At 59.5% G+C, this 24,309-nt stretch carries 23 protein-coding genes and 1 tRNA gene; all 24 read right to left on the minus strand.

What is annotated here, in order from left to right; genetic code table 11:
* Positions 1-4: 4 nt before the first annotated feature.
* The gene (locus ABH944_RS38390; RefSeq protein WP_404613425.1) at positions 5-1,126 is read right to left on the minus strand and encodes an acyl-CoA dehydrogenase family protein; all 1,122 of its coding nucleotides are present in this window, start codon (positions 1,124-1,126) and stop codon (positions 5-7) included.
* A gap of 10 nt (positions 1,127-1,136) precedes the next feature.
* Positions 1,137-2,333, minus strand: coding sequence for an acyl-CoA dehydrogenase family protein (locus tag ABH944_RS38395; protein WP_404613427.1), 1,197 nt, complete (start codon positions 2,331-2,333; stop codon positions 1,137-1,139).
* 67 nt (positions 2,334-2,400) lie between these two features.
* Positions 2,401-2,871, minus strand: coding sequence for a DUF1178 family protein (locus ABH944_RS38400; protein ID WP_404613429.1), 471 nt, complete (start codon positions 2,869-2,871; stop codon positions 2,401-2,403).
* A gap of 229 nt (positions 2,872-3,100) precedes the next feature.
* Positions 3,101-3,703 carry an NUDIX domain-containing protein gene (locus ABH944_RS38405; RefSeq protein WP_404613431.1) on the minus strand — a complete coding sequence of 201 codons (603 nt, stop codon included), beginning with the start codon at positions 3,701-3,703 and terminating at the stop codon, positions 3,101-3,103.
* Positions 3,704-3,767: 64 nt separating this feature from the next.
* Positions 3,768-4,064, minus strand: coding sequence for a DUF2818 family protein (locus ABH944_RS38410; RefSeq protein WP_404613433.1), 297 nt, complete (start codon positions 4,062-4,064; stop codon positions 3,768-3,770).
* A complete protein-coding gene (gene nuoN / locus ABH944_RS38415; RefSeq protein ID WP_062084496.1) occupies positions 4,064-5,542 on the minus strand; it encodes an NADH-quinone oxidoreductase subunit NuoN in 1,479 nt (492 codons plus the stop codon). The genes ABH944_RS38410 and nuoN overlap by 1 nt, the downstream gene beginning before the upstream one ends.
* 24 nt (positions 5,543-5,566) lie before the next feature.
* Entirely contained in the window at positions 5,567-7,057 is a 1,491-nt protein-coding gene (locus tag ABH944_RS38420; RefSeq protein WP_404613435.1) for an NADH-quinone oxidoreductase subunit M, read from the minus strand.
* Positions 7,058-7,074: 17 nt separating this feature from the next.
* Positions 7,075-9,165: an NADH-quinone oxidoreductase subunit L gene (nuoL, locus tag ABH944_RS38425; protein ID WP_404613437.1), complete on the minus strand. Its 2,091-nt coding sequence runs from the start codon at positions 9,163-9,165 to the stop codon at positions 7,075-7,077.
* A 17-nt stretch (positions 9,166-9,182) separates the two neighbouring features.
* The gene (nuoK, locus tag ABH944_RS38430) at positions 9,183-9,488 is read right to left on the minus strand and encodes an NADH-quinone oxidoreductase subunit NuoK (protein WP_031360677.1); all 306 of its coding nucleotides are present in this window, start codon (positions 9,486-9,488) and stop codon (positions 9,183-9,185) included.
* Positions 9,489-9,502: 14 nt separating this feature from the next.
* The gene (locus tag ABH944_RS38435; RefSeq protein ID WP_404613439.1) at positions 9,503-10,192 is read right to left on the minus strand and encodes an NADH-quinone oxidoreductase subunit J; all 690 of its coding nucleotides are present in this window, start codon (positions 10,190-10,192) and stop codon (positions 9,503-9,505) included.
* 188 nt (positions 10,193-10,380) lie between these two features.
* Positions 10,381-10,869 (minus strand): NADH-quinone oxidoreductase subunit NuoI, encoded by a 489-nt coding sequence (gene nuoI / locus ABH944_RS38440; RefSeq protein WP_404613440.1) that lies wholly within the window; start codon positions 10,867-10,869, stop codon positions 10,381-10,383.
* 18 nt (positions 10,870-10,887) lie between these two features.
* Entirely contained in the window at positions 10,888-11,952 is a 1,065-nt protein-coding gene (gene nuoH / locus ABH944_RS38445; protein WP_404613442.1) for an NADH-quinone oxidoreductase subunit NuoH, read from the minus strand.
* Positions 11,953-14,292 carry an NADH-quinone oxidoreductase subunit NuoG gene (gene nuoG / locus ABH944_RS38450; protein ID WP_404613444.1) on the minus strand — a complete coding sequence of 780 codons (2,340 nt, stop codon included), beginning with the start codon at positions 14,290-14,292 and terminating at the stop codon, positions 11,953-11,955. It lies immediately after the preceding gene.
* 31 nt (positions 14,293-14,323) lie between these two features.
* A complete protein-coding gene (gene nuoF, locus ABH944_RS38455; protein WP_404613446.1) occupies positions 14,324-15,649 on the minus strand; it encodes an NADH-quinone oxidoreductase subunit NuoF in 1,326 nt (441 codons plus the stop codon).
* Positions 15,646-16,131, minus strand: coding sequence for an NADH-quinone oxidoreductase subunit NuoE (nuoE, locus tag ABH944_RS38460; RefSeq protein ID WP_062084514.1), 486 nt, complete (start codon positions 16,129-16,131; stop codon positions 15,646-15,648). Before nuoE ends, nuoF begins: the two co-directional genes overlap by 4 nt.
* A 158-nt stretch (positions 16,132-16,289) precedes the next feature.
* A complete protein-coding gene (locus ABH944_RS38465) occupies positions 16,290-17,543 on the minus strand; it encodes an NADH-quinone oxidoreductase subunit D (RefSeq protein WP_404613448.1) in 1,254 nt (417 codons plus the stop codon).
* A gap of 9 nt (positions 17,544-17,552) precedes the next feature.
* A complete protein-coding gene (locus tag ABH944_RS38470; RefSeq protein ID WP_404613450.1) occupies positions 17,553-18,155 on the minus strand; it encodes an NADH-quinone oxidoreductase subunit C in 603 nt (200 codons plus the stop codon).
* A 111-nt stretch (positions 18,156-18,266) separates the two neighbouring features.
* Positions 18,267-18,746 carry a NuoB/complex I 20 kDa subunit family protein gene (locus tag ABH944_RS38475; protein WP_027819582.1) on the minus strand — a complete coding sequence of 160 codons (480 nt, stop codon included), beginning with the start codon at positions 18,744-18,746 and terminating at the stop codon, positions 18,267-18,269.
* A gap of 75 nt (positions 18,747-18,821) precedes the next feature.
* Positions 18,822-19,181: an NADH-quinone oxidoreductase subunit A gene (locus tag ABH944_RS38480; protein ID WP_056353980.1), complete on the minus strand. Its 360-nt coding sequence runs from the start codon at positions 19,179-19,181 to the stop codon at positions 18,822-18,824.
* A 164-nt stretch (positions 19,182-19,345) separates the two neighbouring features.
* Positions 19,346-19,430: transfer RNA gene (locus ABH944_RS38485), tRNA-Leu, on the minus strand.
* Positions 19,431-19,544: 114 nt separating this feature from the next.
* Positions 19,545-19,922 (minus strand): preprotein translocase subunit SecG, encoded by a 378-nt coding sequence (gene secG / locus ABH944_RS38490; protein ID WP_062084523.1) that lies wholly within the window; start codon positions 19,920-19,922, stop codon positions 19,545-19,547.
* Between the two features lie 86 nt (positions 19,923-20,008).
* Positions 20,009-20,791, minus strand: coding sequence for a triose-phosphate isomerase (tpiA, locus tag ABH944_RS38495; protein ID WP_404613454.1), 783 nt, complete (start codon positions 20,789-20,791; stop codon positions 20,009-20,011).
* 157 nt (positions 20,792-20,948) lie between these two features.
* A complete protein-coding gene (locus ABH944_RS38500; RefSeq protein ID WP_404613456.1) occupies positions 20,949-21,965 on the minus strand; it encodes an NAD(P)H-quinone oxidoreductase in 1,017 nt (338 codons plus the stop codon).
* 168 nt (positions 21,966-22,133) lie between these two features.
* Positions 22,134-24,281 (minus strand): polyribonucleotide nucleotidyltransferase, encoded by a 2,148-nt coding sequence (pnp, locus tag ABH944_RS38505; RefSeq protein ID WP_404613458.1) that lies wholly within the window; start codon positions 24,279-24,281, stop codon positions 22,134-22,136.
* Between the last annotated feature and the right edge of the window lie 28 nt (positions 24,282-24,309).

Consider the following 24,309-nt stretch of genomic DNA (forward strand, 5'->3'; position numbering starts at 1 on the left):
TTGTTCAAACGTCAGTGTCGGCGAATCCAGGCAACGACGCAAACCGCGCAAGATGATGATCGACATCGCCTAACGTTGTCTCGATGATCGACAGGCGCTTGAACCAATGTGCCGCTGCAACTTCGTTCGTCACACCCATTCCGCCATGCAGTTGCACCGCCTGCTGACCGACGAAACGCGCCGCTTGGCCGACCCGCGCCTTGGCCGCGGAAATTGCCCGGCGGCGTTCATCGACGTCATTGCTCGTGTATCGCGCGGCGGCAAGATAGGTGATCGAACGCGCCTGCTCCGCGTGAATCAACATTTCGACCATACGATGCTGCAACGCCTGGAAACGCGCGATGGGCGTGCCGAATTGCTTACGCTCCTTCGTGTACTCGACCGTCGCGTGATTCAGCGCGTCGAGCACGCCGACGGCTTCGGCGCACAGCAGGAACGTAGCGTAGTCTGCTATGCGCTCAAGCGTGGCTGCACCCGTGTTGGCCTTGCCGAGACGATCGGCAGGCACGCCCTTGAACGTGAGCGTCGCGGCACGCTGACCATCGATCGTCCGATACTCGGTGACTTCCACGTTCGCCGCGTCGCGCGCAACAACGAACAATGCGATTTCGCCATTCAGCCGCGCCGGAACGATCCAATAGTCGGCCTGTGCGCCGTGCAGGACCAAAGACTTCTGGCCGCTCAGCACGAAACCATCGCCTTTCTCTTGCGCGGTGGTGTCGACCGAGAACAGGTCGTAACGGGCATGCGGTTCGTGAAACGCCACCGCGAGCTTGATCTCGCCAGCGGCCGCACGTTCGAGCAACGCCTTCGCGTGATCATCACCCACCAGTCGCAACGCTTCGATACCCACTACCGTCGCCCAATACGGCTCCACGACGAGCGCACGTCCGAGTTCCTGCATCACGACCAGCATGTCGTCCGGACCGCCATCGAAACCGCCCTGCGCTTCGGGTGCCGGCAATGCGGTCAAGCCTAGTTCAGTAAATGCCGTCCAATGTTTTGCATCGACACCCTCCTTCGACGCCACGATCTTCTGCCGTGCATCGAACGTGTACTCGTTGTCGAGATACCGGCGCAATGCGTCCCTGAACTGTTGCTGCTCATCGGTGAAATTGAAGTCCATGTGCAGCTCCTCACAAGCCCAGAATCATCTGCGCGATGATGTTTTTTTGAATTTCGTTCGAGCCGCCGTAGATCGACGTCTTGCGGAAGTTGAAGTAGTACGCGGCAAGTGGTGCAGCATCGTCGTCGCCGGCAAGGCTGTGTTCACGTTCGCCTTCGAGAAAAACGGGATCGAACGCAGCAGCTTGCGGGCCGACGGCTTCGACCATGAGCTCGGTCAGCGCCTGCTGGACCTCGGTGCCCTTGATCTTGAGCATGGATGCCTCAGGCCCCGGCCCGCGCCCGTTCGCTTCGCTGGCCACCACGCGTTGCACGGTGACCTCGAGCGCCATCATCTCGATCTCCAGCGCCGCGATTTTCGAGGAAAACACGGGATCGCTGAGTAACGAAACACCGCCCTTCTTTTGATTGGCGGCAAGCCGTTTCAGGAACACCAGTTCCCGCTTCGATTGCCCGACACGCGCAATGCCGGTGCGCTCATGCCCAAGCAGATATTTCGCGTAGGTCCAGCCGCGGTTCTCTTCACCGACGAGGTTCTCAACCGGCACCTTCACATCTTCCAGGAACACCTCGTTGACTTCGTGGTCTTCGTCGAGCGTGATGATCGGGCGCACGGTGATGCCGGGCGTCTTCATGTCGATGAGGAGAAACGAGATGCCTTCCTGCTTCTTCGCGCCGGTGTCGGTACGCACGAGGCAGAACATCATGTCGGCGAACTGGCCGAGCGTGGTCCAGGTTTTCTGGCCGTTGACCACGTAGTGGTCGCCCTGGCGTTCAGCACGCGTTCTCAGCGACGCCAGATCCGAACCCGAACCGGGTTCCGAATAACCCTGGCACCACCAGTCCGTGCCATCGAGAATTCGCGGCAGATAGTGGGCTTTTTGCGCATCGCTGCCGTATTTCATCAGGACGGGCGCGACCATGGATACCCCGAACGGCAACACGCCGGGCGCGCCAATACGCGCGCATTCCTCGTCCCAGATATGGCGCTGCGTCGCGCTCCAGCCGGGGCCGCCATATTCTTTCGGCCAGGCGACAACCGACCAGCCACGCGTGCCGAGCAGCTTGTGCCAGCTCGCGTAGTCATCACGATTCAGACGTTTGTGTTCGAGCACCTTGGTCCGCAGAGCCTGCGGGAGGTTGGCGTCGAGCCAGGCGCGGATGTCGGCGCGGAATGCGTCGTCGGCGGGGGAATAATTCAGGTCCATACGCTGTGTCTCCTGTCATGACCCGGGTCGGCCATGAGGAGACGCGCGTTAGCTGAACGGATTCAGCTTATTGCAGCGGCTCTTTCAGTGCGGCCGGCACGGGCAACGGCATCACGTCGATGCCTTCTTCCATCAATGCGTGCGCATCTTCAGGCGTTGCGACGCCACGAATATTTCGCGCCGGCGCTTCGTCGTAATGCATGCGCCGCGCCTCTTCAGCAAAACGGTCGCCCACGTTTTCCGTGTTCGCGAGAATTTCCCGCATGAACTGCAGCGCACGCGCCTGAAGCGCCTGATCGGTGTTTTGCGGCGGCTGGGCCTGCGTAGCGCTCGATCCGGCAGCGTCCTTTTCACCTTGCTCCGACCGGCTGGTCGACAAATTCAGGCGCGGCGCGGACGGCATGCGGCTCACCTCCGTTGTCGAGCACACCGGGCAAGCCACGAGCTTGCGCGACAACTGGGATTCGAACTCATCGGTCGAAGCAAACCAGCCTTCGAAACGATGGTCGTGTGAGCACTTCAAGTCGAGAACCTTCATGCTGATCGGGGCTTGCCAGAAAGTTTAGTCGCAAAAACGCGTTTTGTGAACGATCGTTCGTAAAAATATGACAATGCGACGGTTTGAGGGTGTGTAGAAACACACGTTCGATTTTATCCCGCCGCAAGAACGCGTGCCGAACGACGCGCGGCCTTGATTGAACAGACAAATAAAAAGCGGCCTTCAAGGCCGCTTTTTATGCGAATACGCCGGACATCCCGGTCGCGGTTCAGTCGTTGACCGGATCGCCCAAGGTCCACTCGCCCGACATCACCTTCTCCAGCCAGAAGCTGCCGATGATTGTCTTGACGTCGCTGATATGGCCGCTCCTGATCCACTCGAAAACCTGGGACCGGTCCGCGATGAACGTTTCGAGGAACTCGCCCTCGTCGAGCTTGCTCTCGCCTGCCGTCAAGCCACGGGCCAGGTACAAATCGATGAACTCGGTCGAATAGGAAATAACCGGATGGATCCGCGTCAGGAAAAACCATTCGCGCGCCGTATAACCGGTCTCTTCATGCAGCTCGCGCTTTGCGCACGCCAGTTCGCTCTCGTTCGGATCGAGTTTGCCGGCGGGAAATTCGCGCAGGACTTTACGGATCGGATAGCGATACTGCTTCTCCAGCAGCACGCGGCCGTCGTCGAACATTGGCAGGATCATCACGGCGCCCGGATGTTCGACGAACTCGCGCGTGGCGTGCTTGCCGTCGGGCAGTTCGACCGTATCGATCTTGAGCGTGAGGAACTTGCCTTGATGGAGCAACTTGCTCTCGACCGTCTTCTCGATCAAGCCATCGTCGGAATCAGGGAACTCGATATGTGAGTCGGCCATCGTGCACCTTGAAGGAAACGCGCGAAAGTTTAGCGCGAGGATCAAGCCGCGACGGCCGTCGCCATCAGCGGCGCTTGACGAGATATTGGAACGTGAAACCGGGGAAAGCGAGCACCAGGAACAAGCTGAAGGTCACGGCATAAAACTGCCAGCCCTGCTCGAAACGGTTGCCCGCACGCGCCTCAAGCATAAAGCCGAGCGCGCCCACAATAAAATAAAGCACGATTATTTCCGCGATGCGAATCCAGGCGCTTTTCTTCGCCGCCTTGAGCGGGATAACGGAGAAAAGACGCTGATTCGCGAACGGGAGGTTGGCGCCGACCAGCGCCAACAACACAATAAACCAACCCGCTGCCGACATTACAACTGGAACGGCAAGGTGTGCGAGATCGCGGCCAGGCAGGCGTTCATCAGCGGACCGGGGACAATGCCAAGCACCAGCACCGCCAGACCGTTGAACGCGAGCAGCGCGCGCTTGAGGTTGTCCGCGACGATCGGCGACGCATCGGTCGGTGCATCGAAATACATCAGCTTGACGATACGCAAGTAGTAGAACGCACCTACCAGCGACGACAGCACCGCCAGCACAGCGAGCCACGTCAGGCCGGCGTTCATGGTGGCCTCGAGCACGGCAAGCTTCGCATAGAACCCGACCATTGGCGGAATGCCGGCGAGCGAGAACATCATGATCATCATCACGAACGCGAACACCGGGCTACGCTGGTTCAGGCCCTTGAAGTCGTCGAGCGTTTCGGCTTCGAAGTCCTTGCGTGCCAGCAGCATGACTACACCGAAGGTGCCAAGCGTGGTCAGCAAATAGATGATGCTGTAGAACATGGCCGAGCTATACGCGTTCGCCGCGCCATCAGCCTTGCCGTCGACCACCCCTGCCAGCATGCCCAGCAGCACGAAGCCCATGTTCGAGATAGCCGAGTAAGCCAGCATCCGCTTGATGTTCTTCTGCACAATACCGGTCACGTTACCCACGATCAGCGACAACGCGGCCAGGATCACCAGCATCTCTTGCCAGTCCACCGCCAGCGGCAGCAGCGCCATCACCAGGAAACGCAGACCCCACGCAAACGCCGCGGCCTTCGGACCACCGCCGGTGAGCAGCGTCATCGCGGTCGGTGCGCCTTGGTACACGTCGGGCACCCACATATGGAACGGCACCGCGCCCATCTTGAACGCCACGCCCGCCACCACGAAGATCACTCCGAACAGCAGGACTGCGTCGTTGATGCGGCCGGTTGCGATCGCCTTCGCGACTTCATTCAGTTCGAGCGAGCCGGTCGCGCCGTACAGCATCGAGATGCCGTAGAGCAGAAAACCTGAAGCCAGCGCACCGAGTACGTAGTACTTCATCGCGGATTCGTTGGCCTGCGGCGAGTCCTTGCGCAATGCGATCACCGCGTACAGCGACAGCGACATCAGTTCCAGGCCCAGGTACAGCGTCAGGAAGTTGTTGCCCGAAATCATCACGCACTGGCCGAGCAGCGAGAACAAGCCGAGCAGGAAGAAATCGCCGCGGAACAGGTCGCGATCTTCAAGATACTTGCGCGAATAGATGATCGATACCGCAAAGCCGAGCGTCACGACCGCTTTCATCGCGCTCGCAAACGGGTCGACCACGTACATGCGCGTGAAGTAGTAATGCGGCGTGGGATCGAGCGCCTGGAAGGCGAACCACACACCGACCACAATGGCCGACACAACCGAAATCAGGTAGGTCGAGTGACGGCTCTTCACACCGAAGATAGTGTCGTTCAACCAGGCCACGACGACCATCAGCATCAACAGTCCATCGGGTAACAGGGCACTCATGGGGGCGTTTTGCATGATCTTTTAATTCCTCCGCACGCGTTACTGGGCCAGCGGCAGTTTGGACTGCGCGACGTGGGAGAGGAGATTTTCTACGGATGCGTGCATCACGTCGGTGAACGGCTTCGGATACAGGCCCATGTACAGCGTGAATACGGCAAGCACGGCGAGCATGAAGAATTCGCGCTTGTTGATGTCTTTCAGCTTCGCCACGTGATCGTTCGCTACCGCGCCGAAGTGCACGCGCTTGTACATCCACAGCGTGTAAGCCGCGCCGAGAATCAGCGTGAAGGTAGCCAGGAAACCGATCCAGAAGTTGAACTTCACGGCAGCCAGGATCACCATGAATTCACCAACGAAACCCGAGGTACCCGGCAAGCCGCAGTTGGCCATCGCGAACAACATGGCGAAGGCGGCGAACTTCGGCATGACGTTCACCACACCGCCGTAGTCGGCGATCCGGCGCGAATGCATGCGGTCATACAGCACGCCGATACACAGGAACATGGCGCCCGAGACAAAGCCGTGCGAGATCATCTGGATGATCGCGCCTTCCATGCCAAGTGTGCTGAAGATAAAGAAGCCGAGTGTGACGAAGCCCATGTGCGCAATCGACGAATACGCCACCAGCTTCTTCATGTCCTCCTGCACCAGCGCCACGAAGCCAATGTAGATCACCGCGATCAGGGACAACGTGATCACCACAGGCGCAAGGAAATGGCTGGCATCCGGCGCGATAGGCAGCGAGAAGCGGATGAAACCATACGCGCCCAGCTTCAGCATGATCGCTGCCAGCACGACCGAGCCGCCCGTCGGTGCTTCAACGTGGGCGTCAGGCAACCACGTGTGGACCGGCCACATTGGCACCTTCACGGCGAAGGCCAGGAAGAATGCGATGAACAGCAGGATCTGCGGCGTGAAACCGATCTTCAGCGCATGCCAAGTCGCAATGTCGAACGTGTGCGTCTGCGTATAGAGATACAGCAACGCAATCAGCATCAGCAGTGAGCCCATCAGCGTGTACAGGAAGAACTTGAACGCGGCATACACACGGTTCGCGCCACCCCACACGCCGATGATGATGTACATCGGGATCAGCGTCGCTTCGAAGAAGACGTAGAACAACATGCCGTCGGCGGTCGAGAACACGCCGATCATGAGGCCCGACAGAATCAGGAACGCGGCCAGGTATTGCGCCACGCGCACCGTGATGACTTCCCACGCGCTGATGATCGTGATCACCGTGATCAGCGCGGTCAACACGACGAACCACATGGAGAGACCGTCAACGCCAAGGTGATACGAGATGTTGAAGCGTTCGATCCAGACCGACTTCTCTTCGAACTGCAGCGCTGCCGAAGAGTTGTCGAAGCCGGTGATCAGGGGAATGGTGACGATCAGTCCAAGAATCGAGCCGATCAGCGCAAGCCAGCGCGACGGGCCCGGATTGCTGTCATTGCCTATTGCCAGTACAAGGATGCCGACAATGATCGGCAACCAGATTGCAAGACTAAGAATGGGTAAAGAGTGCATAGATAGGTGTCCCCGCCTTATTTGCCGCCGAGCGTTACAAACAGGGTCAAGAGCCCCAACATGCCAATGATCATGGCGAACGCGTAGTGATAGATGTAACCGGATTGGAGGAAGCGAATCACACCGGCAAACCAGCCGACGAACTTCGCGAGGCCGTTGACGATACCGTCGATAACGGCAACATCACCCTCTTTCCAGAGTCCGCGGCCAATGGCGACCGCGCCCTTTGCAAATACGACGTCGTTGATCTTGTCGAGGTAGTACTTGTTGTCGAGCAAGTTATAGATCGGCAGGAAGCGTTGCTTGATCACGCCCGGCAGATCCGTACGTTTCCAGTACAGGAACCACGACACCACCACGCCCGCGAGCGCCAGCCAGACCGGAAGACCGGCGACCGAATGCAGGCCCATCGCGAACCAGCCCTGGAATTCCTCCCCCATCTCGTGGAGCGCCGGATGGTTCGCGCCAATAGCGATCACCTGGTCGAACACCACGCCGTGCGAGAAGAAGTCGCCGAACAGCATAGGGCCGATCGCAATCGCACCAATGATCACCGACGGAATCGCCAGCAGGATCAGCGGAAGCGTAATGACCCATGGCGTTTCGTGCGGAACATGCACGTGGTCATGACCATGCCCGTGATCGTCATGGCCGTGTGAATCGTGTCCGCCGTGACCATGCGAGTCGTGCGCGTGCGCCGCGGCTTCGATCGCCATCGGGCTTTCCGGATGCTTCGGACCACGGAAGCGCTCCTTGCCGTGGAACACCATGAAGTACATACGGAATGAGTACAGCGCAGTCACGAACACGCTTGCGACTACCGCGAAGTACGCGAAGCCCGAACCCGGAAGGTGCGACAGCTTCACGGCGTCGATGATCGAATCCTTCGAATAGAAACCGGCGAAGAACGGCGTACCAATCAGCGCGAGCGAACCGATAAGCGAAGTGATCCACGTGATCGGCATGTATTTACGCAGGCCGCCCATGTTGCGCATGTCCTGGTCGTGGTGCATGCCAATGATCACCGAACCGGCGCCAAGGAACAGCAGCGCTTTAAAGAACGCGTGCGTCGCGAGGTGGAACACTGCCACCGGGTAAGCGGAGACGCCGAGCGCCACCGTCATGTAACCAAGTTGCGAGAGCGTGGAGTAAGCCACCACGCGCTTGATGTCGTTCTGCACTACGCCAAGGAAGCCCATGAACAGCGCCGTGATCGCACCGATCACCGTCACGAACGACAACGCGGAATCTGACAATTCGAACAGCGGCGACATCCGCGTGACCATGAAAATACCAGCCGTCACCATGGTTGCCGCGTGGATCAGCGCCGAGATTGGTGTCGGGCCTTCCATGGAGTCCGGCAGCCACACGTGCAGCGGGAACTGCGCCGACTTACCCATCGCGCCGATGAACAGGCAGATACAGGCAACGGTCAGCAAGCCCCAGTCGGTGCCCGGAAACGTCATGGCGGCCAGCGCGGTACGGTGAGCGAACACATCGCCGTAATTGAGCGAACCGGCAAACGCCAGCAACAAGCCAATGCCGAGCAGGAATCCGAAGTCGCCCACGCGGTTCACGATGAACGCCTTCATGTTCGCGTAGATGGCCGTCGGACGCGTGAAGTAGAAGCCGATCAGCAGATACGACACCAGGCCCACCGCTTCCCAGCCGAAGAACAACTGCAGGAAGTTGTTGCTCATCACGAGCATCAGCATGGAGAACGTAAAGAGCGAGATGTACGAGAAGAAACGCTCGTAGCCCACCTCTTCGTCGGCCATGTAGCCGATCGTATAGATATGCACCATCAGCGAGACGAAGGTGACGATCACCATCATCATGGCGGTGAGCGAGTCGACCAGGAAGCCGATCTCCATCTTGAGCGGACCGACCGTCAGCCATTCGTAGATGGTCGCGTTGAAGCTCGCGCCCTGCACCACGTCGAGGAAGACGATGCAGGAGAGCACGAACGAGATCATCACGCCGAGGATCGTGATGCGGTGCGAGCTCTTGCGCCCGATCTTCCAGCCGAACAGCCCCGCGATCAGCGAGCCGGCAAGCGGCGCCAGCGGAATCGCGAGCAGAAGGTTTTCATTAAGTGTCGTGGACATAGCTGTCTTGCCTGAAATTAACCTTTGAGCTGATCGAGGTCTTCGACGTTGATCGTGTCGAGACTGCGGAACAACGTGACCAGGATGGCGAGGCCGATTGCTGCTTCAGCCGCCGCGACCGTCAGCACGAAGAACACGAAGATCTGTCCGTGGATATCGCCGAGATAGTGCGAGAAGGCGACGAAGTTCGTGTTGACCGCCAACAGCATCAGTTCGATTGCCATCAGGATGATGATCACGTTACGTCGGTTCAGAAAAATGCCGACGATGCTGATCGCGAACAGGATCGCGCCAAGCACAAGGTAATGGGCAAGACTCAACATGGTTATTTATCTCCTCAGCCTTTGTTGTCGACCGTGCCGGCGCCGGCATTGCCGGTCACGGGCGGATTGGCCGTGGCGTCCGGGGCTTCTGTCTCGGACTTCATCTTGACGATCCGCACGCGATCTTGCGCACGCACCTTGACCTGGTCGCTGATGCGCTGGCGCTTGCTGTCCTTCTTCTCGCGAACCGTCAGCGAGATGGCCGCAATGATTGCCACCAGCAGGATCAGGCCGGCAATTTCAAACGCGAAGATGTAGTCGGTGTAGATGACCTTGCCGATCAGGTGCGAATTCGACATCACCGCACTGCCCGCCGCCACGTTGCCGAGCATCGGGTCGCGCACCGGCGTGATGGTCGCACCGTAGCCGTGCCACAGGATCAGCGCGGTTTCAATGATGATGATCGCGCCCACGATGCTGGCTATGGGCACGAACTTCTTGAAGTCGCCATGCAGCACGTCGAGGTTGATGTCCAGCATCATCACCACGAACAGGAACAGCACCATCACCGCGCCGACGTAGACGAGAACCAGCAGAATGGCGAGGAATTCGGCTTCAAGCAGCATCCAGATCGCGGCCGCGTTGAAGAACGCGAGCACGAGGAACAAGGCGGACGCCACCGGATTGCGCGAAGTGATCACCTTCAGCGCCGACACAACCAGCAGCAGCGCGAAGATGTAAAACAGTACGGTCGTGAATTCCATGATTACCGGTTCATCGTTAGGCTTTGTGTTTTGACACAAGCGCGCCGCGTCGCGTTTTTTCAAGAACGCAACCTACAACCTTGGCGCGCGGGCCGGAACAGCAGGTCAATTCAAATGCAGGAACAGCAAGGGGCGCGGCGATATTCTGCCTGCTCTGCCCCGCTTCGCTTTACCGCGTTTACTGCGTTTTACCGATAAGGAGCATCAGCCGCCTTCGCAGCGGCAATCTCTGTTTCATAACGGTCGCCCACTGCGAGCAGCATCTCTTTCGTGAAATACAGGTCGCCGCGCTTCTCGCCGTGATACTCGAGGATGTGCGTTTCGACGATCGAATCCACCGGGCAGCTTTCTTCGCAGAAACCGCAGAAGATGCACTTGGTCAGGTCGATGTCGTAGCGCGTGGTGCGACGTGTGTTGTCAGCGCGTGTTTCCGATTCGATCGTGATGGCGAGCGCGGGGCACACGGCCTCGCACAGCTTGCACGCGATGCAGCGCTCTTCGCCATTTTCGTATCGGCGCAAAGCATGCAGGCCACGGAAACGCGGGGAAATAGGCGTCTTCTCTTCCGGGAACTGAACGGTCACCTTGCGCTGGAACAGATAACCGCCTGTCAGCGCCAGACCCTTCAACAACTCGGTCAGGAAAAACGTTTTGAAGAAATTCTGTAATGCGTTCATGGTTATTTCATCCGCCCATTATTTCCAGATGTTCAGCGGCGACATGATCCAGAACCCGACCACGACCACCCACACCACCGACACCGGCAGAAAGATTTTCCAGCCGAGACGCATGATCTGGTCGTAGCGATAACGCGGGAACGTCGCACGGGCCCAGATGAACACCGACAGCAGGAAGAAGATCTTCAGCACGAACCAGAAAATGCCCGGGATGAAGGACAGGAAACCGAACGGTGCACTCCAGCCGCCAAGGAACAGCGTGGTTGCGATCGCCGAAATCACGATCATGTTGATGTATTCAGCCAGGAAGAACAGCGCGAACGCCATGCCCGAATAATCGATCATGTGGCCCGCGACAATCTCCGACTCGCCTTCCACCACGTCGAACGGGTGACGGTTCGTTTCAGCAATGCCCGAGACGAAGTACACAACGAACATGGGCAGCAGCGGCAGCCAGTTCCACGAGAGGAAGTTGATGCCCCAGCTCGCGAAGATGCCCTGTTCCTGCGACACCACGATGGCCGACATGTTTAGGCTGCCGGTCACCATCAGCACGACCACGAGCGCGAAACCCATCGAGATTTCGTACGACACCATCTGGGCTGCCGCGCGCATCGCGCCAAGGAACGCGTACTTCGAGTTCGATGCCCAGCCGGCGAGAATCACGCCGTACACGCCGACGGACGAAATCGCCATCACGTAGAGCAGGCCCGCGTTGACGTCGCCGAGCACGGCTTTCGCCTGGAACGGAATCACCGCCCACACCGCGAATGCTGGCACCACGGTCATGATCGGCGCGATCAGGTAGATCCAGCGGCTGGCTTGCGTCGGCTGAATCACCTCTTTCAGCAACAGCTTCAGCACGTCGGCGATCGGCTGCAACAGCCCAAGCGGACCGACGCGATTCGGCCCGAGACGAACGTGCATCCAGCCGATGAGCTTGCGTTCCCACAGAATCAGGTACGCCACGCACAGCAGGATCACTACCGAGACCACGAGAATGCGGACTAACGCCCACACCGTCGGCCAGGCGACGCCGAGAAGCTGCGTCCCGCCTGCGTTGATCGTATCGAACAAGCCCATTTACGCCTTCTCCACTACCAGTTCACCGAACAGAGCCCCGAGCGCTGCACCGGCCGACGTTCCGCTCGACACACGCACCACGCTTTCCGCCAGATTCGCGTCGCGAACTGCCGGCAGGACCACCGCGAGATCACCTTGAGCGACACGCACTGCGTCACCGTTTTTCAGACCGAGTTTCTCGAACAGCGACGTCGGCAACCCGACCACGTTCGCGTCGCGCGCAGCAGCCGTCAGATGCAGCGATTCAGCACGGCGCGACAATGCGTCGGCGTGATAGATCGGCGTGTCGGCGAGGCGTTCGTAGCTGCCTTCCTTGGGCGTGGCCGCTTTCGCCACAGCGTTGATCGCCACGGTCGTCTTGTTCGACAGACGCGCCGTCAGATCGCCCGTGCCCAATGCGGCGTCGCGGACTTCTTCGGCGGTATCGAATTCGAAACCCTTCAGGCCGAGGATGCTGCCCAGCACGCGCAGCACCTTCCAGCCCGGACGCGTTTCGCCCAGCGGACGCACTACGCCATTGAACGTCTGCGCGGTACCTTCGGCGTTGACGAACGTGCCCGCCGTTTCCGTGAACGGCGCGATCGGCAGCAGAACGTCGGCGTAATCGGCACCATGCTTGAATGCGGACAACGCAACAACCATTTCTGCCTGCTTCAATGCGGCGAACGCCTGGGCGGGGTTGGCGGTATCGAATGCGGGTTCCACGTTGAACAGCACATAACCCTTGCGCGGCTGCTCGAATACTTCACGTGCGTTCAGTCCGCCCTCGCCCGGCAGTGCGTCGACGAGATGGGCGCCAACCGTATTGGCCGCTTCCGTCAGGTAACCGAGGGTTGCGCCCGTGTTGTCGGCGATCCACTGGCATACAGCCTGGATCTGCGCAAACTGGGGATGCTGAACCGCGCTGTTGCCGAGCAGCACCAGACGCTGGTCACCCGCCGACAACGACGCCGCGATGTCTTTTGCAGCAGCCGACACTTCATGTCCGGCGAACGCTTCCGGCACTGCGACGCCCCGTGCTTCGGCCACCGCTGCAGCCAGACTGCCGAGGCGGTCGAGCCATTCCGACGGCGCCGCGACCACGCGGTGCGCAGCCGGGATCAGCGAGTCGTCATTCGTCGCGTTCAGGAACGTGAGCTTCGCACCGCCCTTGGCGGCTTGACGCAGGCGTGCCGCGAACAGCGGATGATCGCGACGCAGGAACGAACCGACCACAAACGCCGTGTCGATATTCGTCAGCTCCGCGATCTTCACGCCAAGCCACGGCGCGCTGTCCGACACCGGCGCCGAGAAGTCACTCTGACGCAGACGAAAGTCGACGTTCGGCGTGCCCACACCTTCAGCGAATTGCTTCAGCAGATACAGTTCTTCGACGGTGCTATGCGGCGTAGCCAGGGCAGCGATCTGATTCGCGCCGTGATCGGCCGTAATGCCCTTGATACCCTTCGCCACGTATTCCAGCGCCGTCTGCCAGTCAGTCTCGATCCACTTGCCGCCCTGCTTCAACATAGGCTGCGTGAGACGTTCGTCGCTGTTCAGCGCTTCATACGAGAAGCGATCCTTGTCCGAGATCCAGCATTCGTTGATGGCTTCGTTTTCCATCGGCAGAACGCGCATCACGCGGTTGTTCTTCACTTGCACGACCAGGTTCGCGCCGACGGAATCGTGCGGGCTGATCGACTTGCGGCGCGACAACTCCCACGTACGGGCGCTGTAGCGGAACGGCTTGCTCGTCAACGCGCCAACCGGGCACAGGTCGATCATGTTGCCCGACAGTTCCGAGTCCACCGTCTTGCCGACGAACGACGTGATTTCCGAGTGCTCGCCGCGGCCCAGCATGCCGAGTTCCATCACGCCGGCCACTTCCTGACCGAAACGGACACAACGCGTGCAATGGATACAGCGCGTCATCTCTTCCATCGAGATCAGCGGTCCGACGTTCTTGTGGAACACGACGCGCTTTTCTTCGTTGTAACGCGATTGGGACTTGCCGTAACCGACCGCTAGGTCTTGCAACTGGCATTCGCCGCCCTGATCGCAAATCGGGCAATCGAGCGGGTGATTGATCAGCAGGAATTCCATCACGGATTGCTGCGCCTTGACAGCCTTGTCCGATTTCGTGCGCACGATCATGCCCGCCGACACCGGCGTGGCGCAGGCGGGAACCGCCTTCGGCATTTTTTCGACTTCGACCAGGCACATCCGGCAGTTCGCCGCGATCGACAGTTTCTTGTGATAGCAAAAATGCGGAATGTATGTGTCTACCTTATGCGCAGCCTGGATCACCATGCTGCCTTCAGGCACTTCTACACTTTTGCCGTCGATTTCTAGTTCAACCATGATGGGGAATGGTCCTTGGCCTGATCACTGATCACGCGGTAAGCGCTTCGGACGTGTGCGCATGATGCGCGTGTCCGTCGACGAGACAATGTTTATGCTCGACGTGATATTCAAATTCGTCCCAGAAGTGCTTCAGCATGCCGCGCACCGGCATGGCCGCTGCGTCGCCGAGAGCACAGATGGTGCGACCCATGATGTTTTCTGCGACCGAGTTCAGCAGATCCAGGTCTTCCTTGCGCCCGAGTCCATGTTCGATCCGATGGACCACGCGATACAGCCAGCCCGTACCTTCACGGCAAGGCGTGCATTGACCGCACGACTCTTCGTAGTAGAAATAGGACAAGCGCAGCAGCGAGCGCACCATGCAGCGCGTTTCGTTCATCACGATCACGGCGCCCGAACCGAGCATGGAGCCGGCTTTCGCGATGGAGTCGTAGTCCATGTCGGTCTTCAACATGATGTCGCCCGGAATCACCGGAGCCGACGATCCACCCGGGATCACTGCTTTCACCGACTTGCCGCGTACGCCGCCAGCCAGATCCAGCAAGGTTTCGAACGACGTACCAAGCGGCACTTCAAAGTTGCCGGGGAAATTGACGTCGCCGGCCACCGAGAAAATCTTCGTGCCGCCGTTGTTCGGCTTGCCGATCTCGAGATATTTCTGCGGGCCGATAGCCAGCAGGAACGGCACGGCCGCGAAGGTTTCGGTGTTGTTGATCGTGGTCGGCTTGCCGTACACGCCGAAGCTCGCCGGGAACGGCGGCTTGAAGCGCGGCTGGCCTTTCTTGCCTTCCAGCGACTCGAGCAGCGCGGTTTCTTCGCCGCAGATATACGCGCCGTAACCATGGTGCGCATGCAGTTCGAACGAAAAGCCCGAACCCAGGATGTTCGCACCGAGATACCCAGCCGCACGCGCTTCTTCAAGCGCCTGTTCGAAGATCCGGTAGACCTCGAAAATCTCGCCGTGAATATAGTTGTAGCCGACCGTGATGCCCATGGCATACGCGCCGATGGCCATGCCTTCGATCAGGGCATGCGGATTCCAGCGCAGGATGTCGCGGTCCTTGAACGTGCCCGGTTCGCCTTCGTCCGAGTTGCAGACGAGGTACTTCTGCCCCGGGAACTGACGCGGCATGAAGCTCCACTTGAGACCGGTCGGGAAACCCGCACCGCCGCGGCCGCGCAGGCCCGACGCCTTGACGTCGGCAATGACCTGCTCTTGCGGGATCTTTTCTTCGAGGATGCGGCGCAGCTGGGCGTAACCGCCGCGCGCCACATAATCTTCAAGGTGCCAGTTGTCGCCGTTAAGACCGGCGAGAATCAGGGGCTGGATGTGGCGGTCGTGAAGAGACGTCATTTCGATAGTTCCTCGAGGAGCGTGTCGATCCGCTCGCGACTCATGAAACTGCACATACGGTGATTGTTCACGAGCAACACGGGGGCATCGCCGCACGCGCCGAAACATTCGCCTTCTTTCAAGGTGAATTTGCCGTCAGCGGTGGTTTCGCCAAAGCCGATGCCGAGCTTTTGCTTCAGGTATTCAGCAGCGCTTTCCGAGCCGCCGTCCGGCCCGAGCTGGCACGGCAGGTTCGTACAGAGCGTGATCTTGTGTTTGCCGACCGGCGAGGTCTCGTACATGGTGTAGAACGTCGCCACTTCCTGCACGGCCACGGCGGGCATGCTGAGGTAGTCGGCCACGAACTGCATCAGTTCCGGCGATAGCCAGCCGTGCTCTTCCTGAGCCACGGTCAACGCCGACATCACCGCGGACTGTTTCTGGTCCACGGGATATTTCGCGATCGCGCGATCGATTTCTTTCAGGCCTTCAGCTGAGATCATTTCAGACACGACTCTTTCAGTTCCTACCGAACGAACACCCGCCGCGTTTTTCTTTTGCGGCAGACCTGGCGTCCTGCTGTTGTTGGTTCGCCGGCATGCTCAGCGCTACTGCGCGTGCTTGCCGGCGAGGTGCGGCGCAGATTCCTCGCGACTGCATCTCAGCGATCGATCTCACCGAACACGATGTCCTGCGTGCCGATGATCGTTACCGCATCCGCAATCATGTGACCACGAGCCATTTCGTCGAGTGACGCAAGATGCGCATAACCCGGCGCACGAATCTTCAGGCGATATGGCTTGTTCGCGCCATCCGAGATCAGATAGATGCCGAACTCGCCCTTCGGGTGCTCGACCGCCGCATACGTCTCGCCTTCGGGAACATGAAAACCTTCCGTGAAGAGCTTGAAGTGGTGAATCAGCTCTTCCATGTTGGTCTTCATACCCATGCGCGAAGGCGGTGCAATCTTGTGATTGTCGACCATCACCGGGCCTGGATTCTTACGAAGCCAGTCAATACATTGTTTCGCGATGCGGGTGGACTGACGCATTTCTTCCACGCGCACGAGATAGCGGTCGTAGCAGTCGCCGTTCACGCCGACCGGAATGTCAAAGTCGAGCTGATCGTAGACTTCATACGGCTGCTTCTTGCGCAAATCCCATTCAATGCCCGAGCCGCGCAGCATCGCGCCGGTCATGCCGAGCTGCAACGCGCGCTCAGGACTGACCACGCCGATACCCACCAGCCGCTGCTTCCAGATGCGGTTATCGGTCAGCAGCGTCTCGTACTCGTCTACGCACTTCGGAAAGCGGGTAAAGAAGTCGTCGATGAAATCGAGCAACGAACCTTGACGCGTTTCGTTCATCCGCGACAACGCTTTCGCATTGCGGATTTTCGACGCCTTGTATTGCGGCATTGCGTCAGGCAGATCGCGATACACACCGCCCGGACGGTAGTACGCCGCGTGCATGCGCGCGCCGGATACCGCTTCGTACACGTCCATCAGGTCTTCGCGTTCACGGAACGCATACAGAAACACCGCCATTGCGCCGACGTCGAGCGCGTGCGAGCCGATCCACATCAGGTGGTTCAGCACGCGCGTAATTTCGTCGAACAGCACGCGGATGTATTTCGCGCGAACCGGAATGTCGATACCGAGCAGCTTCTCGATCGCCATCACGTAGCCGTGCTCGTTGACCATCATCGACACGTAGTCGAGACGGTCCATGTACGGTACGGACTGGATGAAGGTCTTCGATTCCGCGAGCTTTTCAGTCGCGCGGTGCAGCAGCCCGATATGCGGATCGGCGCGCTGAATCACTTCACCGTCCAGTTCCAGCACGAGGCGCAGCACACCGTGCGCGGCCGGGTGCTGCGGGCCGAAATTGAGCGTGTAGTTCTTGATCTCTGCCATGGCGTTCTCTTAGTGTTTCAGACCGCCATAGCGGTCCTCGCGGATCACGCGCGGCGTGATTTCGCGCGGCTCGATCGTCACTGGCTGGTACACGACGCGCTTCTCTTCCGGGTCGTAACGCATTTCGACATAACCCGACACCGGGAAGTCCTTGCGGAACGGATGGCCGATAAAACCGTAGTCGGTGAGAATGCGGCGCAGGTCGGGGTGGCCTTCGAAGACGATACCGAACAGGTCGAATGCTTCCCGTTCGTACCAGTTCGCCGACGACCAGACGTCAACAGCGGAAGGCACGATCGGCACTTCGTCGTCCGGTGCGAACACGCGCACGCGCAGGCGCCAGTTGTTCACGATCGAAAGAAGATGGAGGACGGCCGCGAAACGCGGGCCTTCGTAGGCGCCGTCGCCGTACGTGGAGTAGTCCACGCCGCACAGGTCGACGAGTTGCTCGAAGCCGAGCGAACGGTCGTCGCGCAGCTTGAGCACCACATCAGCGTAGTTCGCTGCCTTGACAACAATGGTCAGTTGCCCGAGCGACTCGGTGATGCTTTGCAGGCGGTCGCCGAACGCCGCCTCGAGGTTCGCTTTCAGGGTCTCGAGTTTGCTTGCCATATTGGGGAGGCTCTGGCCTTGGTGACGCTTAATGGGACTTCAGGGACTTCAACAGCGCTACTGGCGTGCTTACGTGCGCCACGACTTGCCGGCGCACTTGGCTGACGGCAATTACTGACGAGCGATCGTGCTGGTACGGCGAATTTTCGCCTGCAACTGGATCACGCCATACACCAGCGCTTCAGCCGTCGGCGGGCATCCGGGCACGTAGACGTCGACCGGTACGATCCGGTCGCATCCGCGCACAACCGAATACGAATAGTGGTAGTAGCCACCGCCGTTGGCGCACGAACCCATGGAGATGACCCAGCGCGGCTCCGCCATCTGGTCGTAGACCTTGCGCAGCGCCGGCGCCATCTTGTTGCATAGCGTGCCGGCGACGATCATCACGTCCGACTGCCGCGGACTCGGACGAAACACCACGCCAAAACGGTCCAGATCGTAGCGGGCAGCGCCCGCGTGCATCATCTCGACCGCACAACACGCCAGACCGAACGTCATGGGCCACAGTGAACCCGTGCGCGTCCAGTTGATCAGCTTGTCAGCCGTGGTGGTGACAAACCCTTCCTTCAAGACCCCTTCGATACTCATTTGCTTTCACTCCAGATGAGCAGCCAGCCATAGCCGCCCAGCAATCCGGTGATCTTCAACCCGCCCGATACTTCCTTACTCCCAGTCCAGCCCACCCTTTCTCCAGATGTAGGCGAAACCAAGCAGAAACTCGAGCAGAAAAACCATCATTGACAGGAAACCGGGCCAGCCGATGTCGCGCAGGGCAACGCCCCACGGAAACAGGAACGCGGTTTCGAGGTCGAAAATAATGAACAGAATAGCGACGAGATAGTAACGCACATCGAACTTCATACGGGCGTCTTCGAATGCTTCGAAGCCACACTCGTAAGGTGCGTTCTTTTCAGTGTCAGGCTTATTGGGACCGAGGATCTTACCGATGCTGACGAGCGCGATACCTAAACCGGTGCCCACGACAAGGAACAGCAAGACGGGATAATAGGCTGAGAGATTCACGACTATCCTCAAATCGGTTTGATCTGGTGTGCCGGCCGGGACGACTGCCCCACCGATTTTCAACTAAAGCCGAGAAACATGCACAAGAGATCTTGAGCAAATTCACTCGCCAGAAGTGACAATGCCAGCCGAAGCAATGCATGCGGCTGGCATTGGATAACTTTTGGTGCCGACGGCGAGACTCGAACTCGCACAGCTTTCGCCACTACCCCCTCAAGATAGCGTGTCTACCAATTTCACCACGTCGGCACTGTCTTGCAATCCGGAAAAACAACTTCTAATTGCCGGGAATCGCTTCAAGAACAAAATTATAACCGGGTTAACCAGTTTGTTCAACGCACAAAAAGCGCTCCAGGCGAAAAATTATTTCGGCACGTCCGAGCCCGGACCCGACGACGCGACAGGCGCCGAAGCCGCGGCCGGAACCGACCCGGCAACCGCCGGATGTGCCGCAGGTGCGGTTACTGCCGCCCCGCCCAGCAAGCCTGCGGAGGCCGCCGGCTTATAGCTGCCGAGGTACGTCAGGGCCAGCGTCGAGATGAAAAACACCGCGGCGAGGACAGCAGTTGTACGCGACAGGAAGTTGGCGGAGCCGGTTGCGCCAAACAGGCTTCCCGACGCGCCACTACCGAACGCTGCGCCCATGTCGGCGCCCTTGCCGTGCTGCAACAATACCAGCCCGATAACACCAAACGCCGACAACAACTGGACGACGATAATCAAAGTCTTTAAATACAGCATTCCGTTCACCCGACTCTTTAATGTTCACGTGACACTGTTGCGTCACGCTTTTGATACTTACATTTTCGAAAGCTTAAACTCGGTTATTAAACCGAAACGTTTTGTGCCGCCTGGCAAATCGCAAGAAAATCGTTCGACTTCAGCGATGCGCCGCCAATCAATCCGCCATCAATGTCTCGCTGGGCGAATAATTCTTCCGCGTTCTCCGGCTTGACACTGCCGCCGTACAAGATCGGCACGTCCGCCACTGCTGTGCCCTTGCCCGCCAGTTGCGCGCGCAGAAATGCATGAACCTGTTGCGCCTGCTCCGTCGTCGCACTTTTTCCCGTGCCGATCGCCCAGACCGGCTCGTACGCCACGACAATCTGCGCCGCCTGGTGCTCGCTCAGCACCAGCAACACGGCTTCCAGTTGCGTGCCGACCACTTGTTCTGTCAAACCGTTGTCACGCTGTTCCAGCGTCTCGCCCACGCACACGATGGGCGTCAGCCCGGCTTCCAGCGCTCGCTGCGCCTTCACCGCGACCAGGTCCGAATGCTCGCCATGATAGGCGCGCCGCTCCGAGTGACCAACAATCGCGAATGTTGCATCAAAATCCGCCGCCATGCCTGCGGCGACTTCACCGGTATAAGCGCCCTGCGTGTGGGCCGAGACGTCCTGGACACCCCACGCGACCACCGATCCGCCCAGTAGCGCCTGCGCCTGCGCAACATACGGCGTGGGCACGCAAACCGCGGTGCGCACGCCCTTCTGCAGCGTCGCGGCACCGGCGGCCACCGCCTGCATCAAGACCGCGTTCTCAGCCAGACGGCCATGCATCTTCCAGTTTCCGACTACCAGTTTTGCGCGCTTGGCTTGTTCTTTCGGCATTTGTCTCGTCGTAGCAGCGAGGCTGCCGATCATTGAAATAGAAAAATGGAACTTTCGGACGCAACGCGCCAGCACAACATGCGATTTTACTGTGCCTGGCGGAAATCGGTCAAACAACGAACCCTGAGCCCGGTCAGTTCAAGTCCCGGACCGGCAATCAGGCGACCTGACCCCAGTCCAGCATGATCTTGCCGATGTGCGTACTGCCTTCCATCAATGCATGAGCGGCGGCGGCCTGATCGGCGGGGAAAACCTGATGAATGACAGGTTTGATCCGTCCGGCCTCGATCTCCGGCCATACGTGCGTCTTCAGTTGCACCGCGACCCTGCCCTTGAACGCGACCGAGCGCGGCCGCAGTGTGGATCCGGTGATCACCAGACGGCGGCGCAGCACTTCGTTGAGGTTGATCTCGGCTTTCGAGCCGCCCAGCGTTGCGATCACTACCACCCGGCCGCCGTCGGCCAGCGTCTTCAGCTCACGCGGAAGATAGTCGCCCGCGACCATGTCGAGGATCACGTCCACGCCGCGGTCGTTCGTCAGCGACTTCACGACATCGACGAAATCTTCCGTGTTGTAGTTGATCGCGCGTTCCGCGCCCAGCTTTTCGCACGCCTGGCACTTTTCGTCGCTCCCAGCCGTCACGAACACACGATGCCCCAGCGCCTTCGCAATCTGGATAGCCGTCACGCCGATACCGCTCGACCCGCCCTGGATCAGCAGCGTTTCTTCGGCACCGTTCTCGCCCTTGCCCAGGTGCGCACGTTCGAACACGTTGCTCCAGACCGTGAAGAACGTTTCCGGCAACGACGCCGCCTCGATATCCGTCAACCCCTTCGGCACCGGCAGGCATTGGTCAAGCGGTGCGCACGCGTATTCAGCGTAACCGCCGCCCGCGAGCAGCGCACACACGCGATCCCCTGCTTTCAAACCGAACGGATTGTGCTTCGGATCGAAGTCGCCGCGCACGATCTCGCCTGCCACTTCCAGTCCCGGCAGATCCGAGGCGCCCGGCGGCGGCGCATAACCGCCCTTGCGCTGGAACACGTCCGGGCGATTCACTCCCGACGCCGCGACCTTGATCAGCACTTCGCCGGCCTTTGGCTCCGGCATTGGACGCTCGCCCAGCTTCAATACGTCGGGCGAACCGAACTGGGTGATTTCGATGGCTTTCATCTGCTTATTCCCTTCAAGTCACACTCGCCTGACACCGATGCATAACCCCATGGCATTGCAGGCTCACTCAGCCGAAACCCGCAATAACATCGAATCACGTTTGAACCGTCACATTCAAAAACGGCCGGCGCGCGGGACTCACGCGCCGGCCATCCCGAACTTACCGCATTACTGCTGTGTCGGCTGGATCGGTTCGATAGGCGCGCCGCCTTCGTTCAGCAAAGCCTTCGCCGACAAACGGACACGACCCTTTTCGTCTGTCTGGATGACCTTGACCTTCACGATCTGGCCTTCCTTCAGGTAGTCGTTGATGTCCTTGATGCGCTCGTTCACGATTTCCGAGATGTGCAGCAGACCATCCTTACCCGGAAGAATATTCACGATCGCGCCGAAGTCCAGCAATTTGAGCACCGGGCCTTCGTAGACCTGACCCACTTCCACTTCGGCCGTGATGTTCTCGATGCGCTTCTTCGCTTCCGCCATGCCTTCGCTGCTCGTGCTCGCGATGGTCACCACGCCGTCGTCCGAAATGTCGATGGTCGTGTTGGTTTCTTCGGTCAACGCACGGATCACCGAACCGCCCTTGCCGATCACGTCGCGGATCTTCTCCGGATTGATCTTCATGGTGATCATGCGCGGCGCGTAGTCCGACAGGTTCGTGTTCGTACCCGGAACAGCGGTCGTCATCTTGCCCAGGATATGCATGCGGCCTTCCTTCGCCTGCGCGAGCGCGACCTGCATGATTTCCTTCGTGATGCCCTGGATCTTGATGTCCATCTGCAGTGCCGTCACGCCTTGCGCCGTGCCCGCAACCTTGAAGTCCATGTCGCCGAGGTGATCTTCGTCGCCCAGGATGTCCGTCAGCACCGCGAACTTGTTGCCTTCGAGGATCAGGCCCATCGCAATACCCGCGACGTGCGCCTTCATGGGCACACCAGCGTCCATCAGCGCGAGACAGCCGCCGCAGACCGAAGCCATGGACGAAGAACCGTTCGATTCCGTGATTTCCGACACCACGCGGATGGAGTAACCGAATTCGTCGGCGCTCGGCAGGCAAGCCGCCAACGCGCGCTTGGCCAGACGGCCGTGACCGATTTCACGGCGTTTCGGCGAACCGACGCGACCCGTTTCGCCGGTCGCGAACGGAGGCATGTTGTAGTGAAGCATGAAGCGTTCGCGATACTCGCCTTCGAGCGCGTCGATGTTCTGTTCGTCGCCCTTCGTGCCCAGCGTGGCGATCACGAGTGCTTGCGTTTCGCCGCGCGTGAACAGAGCCGAACCGTGCGTACGCGGCAGCACGCCGGTACGGATTTCGATGGGGCGGACGGTGCGGGTGTCGCGGCCGTCAATACGCGGTTCGCCGTTCAGGATCTGCGTACGGACGATCTTCGCTTCGATGTCGAACAGCACGTTGCCGATGGTCGCCTTGTCAGCAGGCGTTTCGCCCGCTGCAACTGCGTCTTCGGTCAGCTTCGCGGTCGTTGCTGCGTAGACTTCCTTCAGCTTGGCAGTGCGAGCCGATTTGTCGCGGATCTGGTACACGGCGTTCAGGTCGGCCTGCGCCAGTTCCGACACGCGTGCGATCAGCGGTTCGTTCTTCGGTGCCGGCGCCCAATCCCACTCAGGCTTGCCACCTTCGGCGACGAGTTCGTGGATCGCGTCGATAGCGACCTGCATCTGGTCGTGACCAAACACCACGGCGCCGAGCATGACTTCTTCAGTCAGTTGCTGCGCTTCCGATTCCACCATCAACACCGCGCGTTCCGTACCGGCGACGATCAGGTCGAGCGCCGATTCCTTCATTTGCGGACGGGTCGGGTTCAACACGTATTCGTTGTTGATATAGGCCACGCGCGCTGCACCCACCGGGCCGTTGAACGGCAGGCCGGAGATAGCCAGCGCTGCCGAGGCGCCGATCAGCGCGGGGATGTCAGCGGGTACGTCGGGGTTCAACGACAGCACATGGATTACTACCTGCACTTCGTTATAAAAACCTTCCGGGAACAGCGGACGCAACGGACGGTCGATCAGGCGCGAGATCAGCGTTTCACCTTCCGACGGCCGGCCTTCGCGACGGAAGAAACCACCCGGGATCTTGCCGGCTGCGTAGGTTTTTTCCAGATAGTCGACGGTCAGCGGGAAGAAATCCTGGCCCGGCTTTGCCGTCTTCGCGCCGACAACCGTCGCGAGCACCACGGTATCTTCCACATCGACGATCACGGCGCCGCTTGCCTGGCGCGCGATTTCACCTGTTTCCAGGCGAACGTTGTGTTGTCCCCACTTGAATTCCTTGACGATCTTTTTAAACATTCTCACTCCTTCTTCGTTATGCCTCGCATGTTCC

Origin of the sequence: Caballeronia udeis (assembly GCF_044909315.1) — a bacterium.
Taxonomy (GTDB): Bacteria; Pseudomonadota; Gammaproteobacteria; order Burkholderiales; family Burkholderiaceae; genus Caballeronia; species Caballeronia udeis_A.